This is a genomic window from Bradyrhizobium sp. STM 3809 (genome assembly GCF_000239795.1).
In the GTDB taxonomy this organism is placed as follows: domain Bacteria; phylum Pseudomonadota; class Alphaproteobacteria; order Rhizobiales; family Xanthobacteraceae; genus Bradyrhizobium.
The window spans coordinates 1-9,165 of record NZ_CAFJ01000097.1 but is presented as its reverse complement, the minus strand read 5'-3'; the positions used below and the strand labels follow the sequence as shown (position 1 = coordinate 9,165).

The window sequence follows — 9,165 nt, the reverse complement described above, 5'->3', positions numbered from 1 at the left end:
CACTGGGTCCGATCGTGGACGACGTCAACGTCGTCAACATGCCGTTCCTGTTCAAGAGCATCGAACATTCCGAAAAGATGATGGACGGACCGATCGGGCAAGATCTGCTCGATCGCGTCAGCGCTCATGCAAATGCGAACCTCGTCGCACTCTGCTGGATGAACTCCGGAGCGCGGAGCATTTACAACACCAAGAGACCAATCAAGACTGTCGAAGACGTCAAGGGCCTCAAGATCCGCGTGATCGGCAATCCGATCTTCATCGACATGATGAACGCGCTCGGCGGCAACGGCGTGGCCATGGGGTACGATCAGGTCTTCAGCGCCCTGCAGACCGGCGTTATCGACGGAGCCGAGAACAATCCGCCGAGCTACGTGTTCAGCAATCACTATACTGCGGCGAAGTATTATTCCTTGACTCAGCACCTCGTGATTCCCGAAGTACTCGTATTCTCCAAGCGGGCATGGACCAACCTGTCCAACGAAGATCAGGCGTTGATCAAGAAGTTCGCGCGCGAGGCTCAAATGGAAGAGCGCGAGCTCTGGAAGGCCTATGAGCGCGAGGCGATGGAGAAGGCCAAGGCGGCTGGCTGCGAGATCATCGAGATCGCCGACAAGGCACCGTTCCAGAAGGCGGTCAAGCCGGTCTGGGACAAATACGGTCCGAAGTACCAGGACATGATCAAGCGCATCCAGGACATCGCCTGACGCGCTGTCGGTCGAACAACCAGGAGGACTGCCATGGCCGGACTCTATCGCCGCGCGATGGATGCGCTTTATCTGGCCTGCGTCATCGTCGGCGTGACGGCGCTGGTGCTGATCTCGGCCGTCATCCCATGGGCGGTCTTCACCCGCTACGTTCTGAACAGCGCGGCCTCCTGGCCCGAACCGATGGCCGTGCTGTTGACCATCCTTCTGACCTTCATCGGCGCGGCGGCCGGCTACAGGCTCAACCTGCACATGAACCTCGCCTATTTCGCCAATCAGACGCCGCCCGCGATCAGACGAATGCTCGATGTACTCGTCCAATTGCTGATGGGCCTCATCGCGCTCTTCATGATCGTTTGGGGTGCACGACTTGTCGAAGTCACCTGGAACAATACGATCGGCGACTTCCCATTCCTCTCAGTCGGCGTCACCTATCTGCCGATCCCGACCGGCGGCGTGTGTCTGCTGCTGTTCATCATCGAACGGTTGTTCCTGGGAGCGCCGCAGGACCCTATTGCGCATCACGACACAGATTCGTTCGAGTAAGCCAGCCGAGTCATACCGATGGATATCTTCATTCTGCTTGCCACGATGCTAGTGTGCTTCCTGATAGGGATGCCCATCGCCTACTCTCTGGCGCTCGCTGCGATTGCCGGCGCGCTTTCCGTCGGCGTTCCACTCGAAGCCGTGATGCTTAAGATTTCAGACGGCGTCAGCAAGGTTGCGATGCTGACGATTCCGTTTTTCGTGTTGGCCGGCGCCATCATGGCCGAGGGCGGCATGGCCAAGCGGCTGGTGGCCTTCGCCGACGTGCTGGTGGGCCTGACTCGCCTGCGCGGCGGCCTGTCGATCGTCAACGTGCTGGCGACGACCTTCTTGAGCGGGATCTCCGGTTCAGCCGTCGCCGACACATCGGCAATCGGCTCGGTGATGATCCCGCAGATGGAAAGCAACGGCTACCCGCGCGTGTTCGCCACCAACCTGACCATCAGTTCGTCGGTACAGGCGCTTCTGGTTCCGCCGAGCCACAACGCGGTTCTCTATTCACTCGCGACCGGCGGCACGATCTCGATCAGCGCGTTGTTCATGGCCGGTGTGTTTCCGGGCCTGCTGTTCGGCTTTTCGCTGATCATGCTTTGCATCGTGATCGCCTATCGCGAGGGTCACCCGCGTGGTCAGACCGTTCCGGCCAAGGACGCGGTCAAGATCACGATCGATGCGGCATGGGGACTCATCACGCTCGTGATCATCCTCGGGGGCATCCTCGGCGGCATCTTCACAGCGATCGAAGCCGGAGCGGTCGCGTGCATCTGGGCCTTCTTCGTCACCATGTTCATCTATCGCGATTATCGCTGGCGCGATCTTCCGGTGCTGCTGCATCGGACGTTTCGTACGGTCGCGATGGTCATGACCTTGATCGCCTGCGCCTCCGCAGTCGGCTACATCATGGCGCTCACGCAGATGCCTGCGAAGATGACGCAGTTCTTTCTGTCGATCTCGAGCAACAAGTACGTCATCCTGCTGTTGATCAACGTACTGCTGCTGCTGATGGGCACGCTCGTCGACATGGCCCCTTCGATCTTGATCGCTACACCGATCCTTCTGCCGGTCATGCAGAATTTCGGCGTCGACCCGGTTCACTTCGGCATGATCATGCTACTGAATCTCGGCATCGGGCTTTGCCACCCTCCCGTCGGCGCAATCCTCTTCGTCGGGTGCGCTGTCGGAAAGGTTTCGATCGAGCAGGTCATGCGCAAGATCTGGCCCTTCTACGCGGTGATGTTCGGCGTGCTGATGGCCGTGACCTACATTCCGGAAATCTCGCTCTGGCTTCCGCGGCACATCCTTCGCTGAGGTCTCTCAGGCGGCGACCTCCGCCGAATCCTCAGTTCACACCACAAATGTGTGCGCGCTCGGGCGCATTGCGATGACGCCGAGAGGCGGCGCCGCCCGAACCACCCCGACGAGATCGGCGCTCTTGGCTCGGAGCGCCCTACTCGTCGTCCTGAGCGGCCTCCGCCAGCCCCCGCAAAGGCTCGGGATTGAGGAGTACGATCGCGCCGTGCTCGAGTCGAACCCAATCGCGCGCAGCCCAGGCGCGCAGCTGCTTGTTGATGCTCTCGCGCGTCATTCCCACCATCTCGCTGATCTCCTGCTGGGTGATCGCAATGGTACGGCTGGCCGAATCGACCTTCTGCTTTTCGGTCAAGCCGAGCAGAGCGCTGGCGAGGCGCCGGGGCAGATCCTGCAGGATGACCTGTTCGACCTGATCGCTGGTCCAACGGAGCCGATCACAGAGCAGTTCGATGAACTTCATGGAGAGCACGGGTTGGCTCTTGACGAAAGGCAGGAATTCGCGACGGTCGATGACAAGAATTTCGCAATTGGTGTTTGCCGTCGCATCGGCCGTACGCTCTCTGCCGTCGAGCACGGCAACTTCGCCGAAGATCTCACCTGCGCTGATCAGATTGAGGATGGCATTACGGCCATCCGGCGACGACACGCTGATCTTGACCGTCCCGCTGATCACGGCGTACAGGCTCGACCCCGGATCCCCTTTCGAGAAAATCGTCGCACCACGCTTGAGGGTGGTCGGCTTTGCATACCGACAGAGTTGATCGAGGGCATCGGGTTCGAGATCGCAAAAGATCGGATGCTGCCGCAGCACAGATAGCTTGCCGCTGCCGGCCGTTCGGCTGCTCGCCTTCTTGTCCACAGTCACACCGACTCTCCCAGGCGTCCATGCACCGCCAATCAAGAGAGATGTCCATGGCCGAAGCTCCCCTGCCGGAGGAGGACGATGGAGCCCTCCAACTCGCAGGACACGCTTCTTTGGCCTCGCGACAGCCTATCCCTCGATTTCCGCTCTCATTGGAAATACGGCAGATCGAGAGATTGTCCAGGAAAATGCAGCCAGGACCACATTCGGCCCGCAGGAAGGCGTTCGCGGCTGGAGACCCTTCGTTCCCCCCGCCGCGACACAAGACTTCCCTCGGCAATGCAGTTCGCGCGCCCCCGAACTCTTATCGGGGGCTCATGTCGTGGGCTCAAGCGCGGCGGCAGATGGCGGCCTCGGACGTGGCGACGGTCTCTGCCGGCCGGTTGCGTCAAGCACGGTGTTTGGTCTGGGAATCGGCCCACAACAAGACCGCCGCGAACGCAACGAAAACCGCCACAACCGCGGCACTGACCAGCATGGCATCGAACGGCATGTTTCTCCCCCTCTTTTTGAGTTGGGAGCCATTGTTCCCCGGTTGCCAGGGACCGGTCTTTGATTCAGATCAATGAAAGTCCCAGGTCGAGTGGCGAGCGCCCGATCAGGCAGCCGCCAGCGCCTCCGCACGCGCGGAATCCCGCAGCGACACGCCTCCGGGAAGGATGGCAATGATGCCTTCCCGCTCCAATTTCGTGAACGTTCGGCTGACCGTCTCGATGGTCAGGCCGAGGTAGTCGGCAATATCCTGCCGGCTCATCGGCAACGGTACTATGTTGGAGGGTCCCCGAAGCTCGACCAGCCGGTCCCTCCAGCCGACGAGGAACGTCGCAACCTTTTCCTCGGCAGAGCGGCGCCCAAGCAGCACCATGTGGTCCCGAGCCTGATTGAGCTCATGCACCGCCAATTCATTCATCCGCCGCAGGAGATTCGGCTTGTCATCGGCAAAGCGGGCAAACGGCATCTTGGCAAACTGGCAGACCGTGACTGGGCCGATCGCATCGGCCGAAAACCCATGGCGTTCCTCAGTCGTCATTCCAACGAAATCACCGGGCAGCACAAATCCCACGATCTGCCTGCGGCCGTCGGGGAGCAGCTTGTAGAGCCTCAACACGCCATCAAGCAGATTGTAAAAGAAGGATGACGTATCCTCTTGGGCGAAAACCGTCTCGCAGGAAGCGAAATTGACGCGGCGGCTCAGGTGCTCGAATTCCCGCATCTCGAACTGATCGAGCGACGCGCATACGCTGAATCCGCGGACGGCACAGTCGGCGCAGCCCTGCCCGTGCAAATCGACCGCAACCAGAGACGTCTTCATACAGGGCTCCGCTGGCCAAACGCGAAAGAGATGAGCGGCATTCTACCGGATGCGCGAAGTTCCCGTTGATTCAAATCAAATGAGTGGAGGATCGCGGCTCTATCGTGGCCGAAACTGCTCTGACCCTGGACGTGATGCATGCAGCGCCCGGTTTTCTGCGCTCTTCTCGTAACTCTTTCGCTGTCGGTCCCGTCATTGGCGGCGTCGACGCCAGAACAGCGAGGACGAGCTTACGCCAAGACCCATTGCGCACGTTGCCATGCCATCGGCAGAACCGGAGAAAGTGCATTCAAGCCGGCCCCGCCGTTTCGAACGCTGCACTTGCGCTATCCGATCGAAACACTCGGGGAGGCTCTCGCCGAAGGAATCGTGACCGGACACCCGGCCATGCCACAGTTCGAACTGACGCCGCCCGAGATTAACGACCTGTTGTCGTATCTGAAGAGCCTGGAATAGATCGAGCAGCCGCCGGCTGCCTTTACAGTGCTTGGACGGTCCACATCAGGATCGCCTTGGCCAACCGGCCGAAGGCTTGGTCGAAGGCCGCAGCGGCATCGGCGGGATTGATCTGGCCGACCGGCTCACTCTGGTCGAACAGCCGCGATGCGATGACCTTGCCATTCTTGTCGACGAGACGTGCCGACAGGCCGATGTCCGCTGCAGCCGTTGCATCGGCATTGATTCGGAAACGCCGGACATCGATCAACAGCTGCACGTCCGGTTGCCCGAGGTCCGATGTCCGCAGCGGGGCATGAGCAACATCGTAGTTCTCGAATGTATCGATCAGACGAGCCTGCAACAATTTCGGAATGCTGTCCGCCCACAGAACATCGCCAAACCCTGGAAAGTCCTTCGCCGGCGAAAACAGCATGCGCTGGGTCTGCAGCATTGCGACGGCGGTCGGCTCGGGAATCGCGAGTTGCCCTTTGATGGTCTTGGTCGCGGGTCCGAGATCGCGGGGCGCAGTGAGATCATAGGTCACCTTCTGAGCCGGAGCACCACCGCCGGTCATTTTCTCGAGCCCCGCAACGATTCCATCCAGCTTGCCGGTATTCCGCGCCAAGCCGTCCGAAAACGTCTTGAGATTGGCGATGGTGTCCTTGAGCGGGCCGGCATTCTCCGCGAGGACCGCGTCGACTCGCCGCAGAGCGTCGCGCGCCGCCTGCGTCATGCTCTGGCCGGCCCCCGGCTCTGCGATCAGCGTGGATACTGCCCCCGTCGCTCCTGTCGAAGGGCCCGCTTCCAGCGCGACAACCGGGACACCGGTCAGCCCCTGAAATTCCAATCCCACTTTGGTGTCGGACCGCACCGGGGTGCTCGACGCGACAGAGATCGTGGCGTTGACCCGACGCGGATTGTCCGGGGCCAAGCCGAGTCCCGTCACCTCACCCACCCGAATTCCGTTGAACAGCACCGCGGCACCGACCAGCAGTCCGGGAACAGAACCTTCGAACTGAACATGGTAGATGGTCCGTGGCCCAAGACCTCCGGTGTTGTTGAGCCAGTACACGAAGCCAAAGATCGCGACGATGGCCGCCAGGACGAAGCCGCCGATCACAGCGAATGGCGCACGTGTTTCCATGATCAACTCACTTTCGGTTGTAGCATCTGGGATCGCTTGCCGTGGAAGTAGGCCTTCACCCACGGATGCTCGGATCGGAGCAGATCGCTCATCGGGCCGATCGCGACGATTTTGCCGTCGGCCAAGGCTGCGACGCGATCACAGACCGTGTTCAAACTGGCCAGGTCGTGCGTCACCATGAATACGGTCAATCCGAGCGTTTGCTGCAGCGTCTTGATCAGGGCGTCGAAATCGCCCGCAGAAATCGGATCAAGGCCGGAGGTCGGCTCGTCGAGAAACACGATCGCGGGATCGAGTGCGAGGGCGCGGGCCAGCGCAGCACGTTTGGTCATGCCTCCGGAAAGCTCAGCCGGAAATTTATCGCCGTCCTCAGCCCGCAGACCGACCATCTCCAGCTTGGCGATCGCGATCTCATCCATCAGGCCCGGCGACATCTGCAGATTTTCCCGCAACGGAAACTGGACGTTCTGCTTGACCGTCAGTGATGAAAACAGGGCCCCTTGCTGGAACAAGATGCCCCAGCGCGTGGCAACGTCCTGCGTGGCGCGTTCGTCCGCGCGACCAAGGGGAATACCCATGACCTCGATGGTGCCGCTGCGTCGAGGGATCAGGCCAATGATGGTCCGCATCAGGACCGACTTTCCGCCTCCGGACGCCCCAACCAGGCCAAGAATCTCGCCACGGCGAACCTCGAGACACAGCTCATTCAGGACGACCTGCCGACCAAATCCGACGATGAGATCGGTGACGCGGATCGCGCTCGATCGTTCGAGATCATCCATTGCTACATTCCAATGGAGGCAAAGAAGACGGCAAACAAGCCATCCAGCACGATCACCAGGAAGATGGACTTCACAACCGACGTGGTGGTTTGTTGCCCCAGGGACTCCGCACTGCCCTTCACGCGGAGACCCTCGCTGCAGGCAACGATGCCGATCACCAGCGCCATGAAAGGCGCCTTCAGCATTCCCACCTCGAAATGCGTGACCGATATCGCCTCGTGCAATCGCGCGATGAAGATCGGCGGCCCCATGCCGCCATACAGCTGGGCGACCAATCCTCCGCCGTAGAGGGCTGCCATCGACCCGATGAACGCGAGGATCGGCAAGGTCAGGACCAGCGCGACGATGCGAGGCAGGATGAGGACTTCGACCGGATCGAGACCCATGGTCACCAGCGCATCGATCTCCTCGCGCATCTTCATCGATCCAATCTCGGCGGTGTAGGCGCTGCCAGATCGACCAGCCACCATGATTGCAACGATCAGGACCCCGAGCTCGCGTAGAACCAGAATTCCGACCATGTCGACGACATAGGATTCCGCGCCGAACCGCCGGAAGTGGAAGATGCCCTGCTGAGCGATGATCGCGCCGATCAGGAACGTGATCAACACCACGATGGGAATGGCCTGCCATCCGATCCGGTACATCTGGTAGACGAGCGAGGTCACGCGCAGCGACCGCGGACGGCGCAACGTCCGCCCCAGCGCAAAGGCCAGCGCCGCCAGCATATCCAGGAAAATGGTGATGTCCTGCGCGGCTGCCAGCGTCGAGCGACCGAGTTCGGAAAGCTTTGCGACCAGCGGATTCGGCTGCGGCGCCGGAGTGATTTCTCGCCGATTGACCTGCCGAACCTCCTCCACCAGTCCACCGTAACTCTCGGCCACCCCCGTCGCCTCGACGCGGCTTCCGCCAGCGGCAGCCCTGCGGCCGAGCTTCTCGATCAGCCATGCGCCAACAGTATCGATCTCGCTGACCGCTCCAAGGTCGAGCCGTACAACCGTCGCATGGCCGAGCTTGGCGTTGGCAGAACCAGTCAGGGTTTCGAGCTCGGTCACATAGCGAGACACCCAGGATCCGCTGGGACGGAGCTCGAGCGCGTTTTCCGTCGGCTCGGCGGTCAATCCTGGATGAGAAGCCAACTGAATGTCTCCCTCGCTGCCATTCGGCGCGCCCCTGTTCCTAGATCCCGCCGATCCACCTCTCTTGATGTGCATCAAGTCTGCGGTTGGCGCTCGGTTGAGCGAGATCAAGCTTCACGCTGCTGTTGCTTCTACAATGAAATTCTGATGAGACAAAACATGGCCATGGACCCTGCGCTCCTTAGGAAGGAGTTGGATGCTCTGACCCAGGAGCTCGGCCTGCTGTTGCGCGATGGCGCGGGACCTCGATCGGACTTCGATGGACCGTCTCTGACCGAGCCTGTCGCCGCAGCCATCGGCGCACTGGGCAAGGCCGATGTTCAAGTCGAACGATTGATCCGGGACCGTCCGGTGACAGCAACGCTTGCAGCGTTCGCATTGGGTGTGGCCGTCGGCGTCATTCTAAGGAGAGCCTAATTGGATACAGACAACGTCGCCAAGCAACTGCGTGTCCTCTGGCGAACAGATCGCACGATCGCCGAGATCAGGCTGCGACATCTGCTGGCGGGGCTCGGCCTGCGCGCTTTCGCCGCGCTGATTGCCGTCTTTGGCCTTCTGATGCTCGAGCTGGCGGCCTATCTCGCACTGGTCCAGGTGACGTCGGCGGTTCTCGCGGCCGCGGCGCTCGGCGCCGGCAACTTCATCATCGCAGCGGTTCTGCTGATCATCGCCTCGCGTGCACCGGCCGGCCGCGAGCTGGAGCTCGCCAACGAGATTCATTCCTCCTCAATGGACGCGCTTCAGTTGGAAGCACGCGCCCTGCAAACGCACATCTCGAACGTGGTGAATCATCCGCTCAACAACCTTATTCCGCTCCTCATCATTCCGGTTGCGACGATGCTCCTCAAATCGCTGCGCTCGCACGGGTCCTCAGAAGGCGACCCGACCAGCGCGTCGCCTAACGACGCCCCCGCGGCTTGAACA

The 9,165-nt window shown here is 61.0% G+C and carries 11 protein-coding genes; 6 read left to right on the top strand and 5 right to left on the bottom strand.

What is annotated here, in order from left to right; genetic code table 11:
- From BRAS3809_RS05100 to BRAS3809_RS05090, 3 genes are all read left to right on the top strand, one after another.
- Window positions 1-707, top strand: a 707-nt coding sequence (locus BRAS3809_RS05100) for a TRAP transporter substrate-binding protein (RefSeq protein WP_035655332.1), incomplete at its 5' end; no start/stop codon positions are given.
- A 57-nt stretch (window positions 708-764) separates the two neighbouring features.
- A complete protein-coding gene (locus tag BRAS3809_RS05095; protein ID WP_240535601.1) occupies window positions 765-1,253 on the top strand; it encodes a TRAP transporter small permease in 489 nt (162 codons plus the stop codon).
- 18 nt (window positions 1,254-1,271) lie between these two features.
- Complete coding sequence (locus BRAS3809_RS05090; RefSeq protein ID WP_008961032.1) at window positions 1,272-2,561, top strand: TRAP transporter large permease; 1,290 nt, start codon at window positions 1,272-1,274, stop codon at window positions 2,559-2,561.
- 139 nt (window positions 2,562-2,700) lie between these two features.
- Here the strand turns inward: BRAS3809_RS05090 and BRAS3809_RS05085 are convergent, their stop codons facing one another.
- Both BRAS3809_RS05085 and BRAS3809_RS05080 read right to left on the bottom strand, forming a co-directional pair.
- Complete coding sequence (locus BRAS3809_RS05085; protein ID WP_008961031.1) at window positions 2,701-3,429, bottom strand: Crp/Fnr family transcriptional regulator; 729 nt, start codon at window positions 3,427-3,429, stop codon at window positions 2,701-2,703.
- Window positions 3,430-4,024: 595 nt separating this feature from the next.
- Window positions 4,025-4,738, bottom strand: a complete 714-nt coding sequence (locus tag BRAS3809_RS05080; protein WP_008961030.1) for a helix-turn-helix domain-containing protein — start codon at window positions 4,736-4,738, stop codon at window positions 4,025-4,027.
- A gap of 138 nt (window positions 4,739-4,876) precedes the next feature.
- Here BRAS3809_RS05080 and BRAS3809_RS05075 point away from each other — a divergent pair, with 138 nt between their 5' ends.
- Entirely contained in the window at window positions 4,877-5,194 is a 318-nt protein-coding gene (locus tag BRAS3809_RS05075) for a c-type cytochrome (RefSeq protein ID WP_035655328.1), read from the top strand.
- A gap of 22 nt (window positions 5,195-5,216) precedes the next feature.
- Here BRAS3809_RS05075 and BRAS3809_RS05070 read toward each other — a convergent pair whose 3' ends face one another.
- Genes BRAS3809_RS05070 through BRAS3809_RS05060 form a run of 3 tightly spaced genes read right to left on the bottom strand, consistent with a single transcriptional unit; the run spans window position 5,217 to window position 8,241 of the window.
- The gene (locus tag BRAS3809_RS05070; protein ID WP_008961028.1) at window positions 5,217-6,320 is read right to left on the bottom strand and encodes an ABC-type transport auxiliary lipoprotein family protein; all 1,104 of its coding nucleotides are present in this window, start codon (window positions 6,318-6,320) and stop codon (window positions 5,217-5,219) included.
- 2 nt (window positions 6,321-6,322) lie between these two features.
- Window positions 6,323-7,102 carry an ABC transporter ATP-binding protein gene (locus BRAS3809_RS05065; protein WP_008961027.1) on the bottom strand — a complete coding sequence of 260 codons (780 nt, stop codon included), beginning with the start codon at window positions 7,100-7,102 and terminating at the stop codon, window positions 6,323-6,325.
- A 2-nt stretch (window positions 7,103-7,104) separates the two neighbouring features.
- Window positions 7,105-8,241 (bottom strand): ABC transporter permease, encoded by a 1,137-nt coding sequence (locus BRAS3809_RS05060; RefSeq protein ID WP_008961026.1) that lies wholly within the window; start codon window positions 8,239-8,241, stop codon window positions 7,105-7,107.
- Window positions 8,242-8,400: 159 nt separating this feature from the next.
- Between BRAS3809_RS05060 and BRAS3809_RS05055 the strand changes: the two genes are divergently transcribed.
- Together BRAS3809_RS05055 and BRAS3809_RS05050 are read left to right on the top strand one after the other, a co-directional pair.
- Window positions 8,401-8,658 (top strand): hypothetical protein, encoded by a 258-nt coding sequence (locus BRAS3809_RS05055; protein WP_035655330.1) that lies wholly within the window; start codon window positions 8,401-8,403, stop codon window positions 8,656-8,658.
- Window positions 8,659-9,162, top strand: coding sequence for a hypothetical protein (locus BRAS3809_RS05050; RefSeq protein ID WP_008961024.1), 504 nt, complete (start codon window positions 8,659-8,661; stop codon window positions 9,160-9,162).
- Window positions 9,163-9,165: the final 3 nt, after the last annotated feature.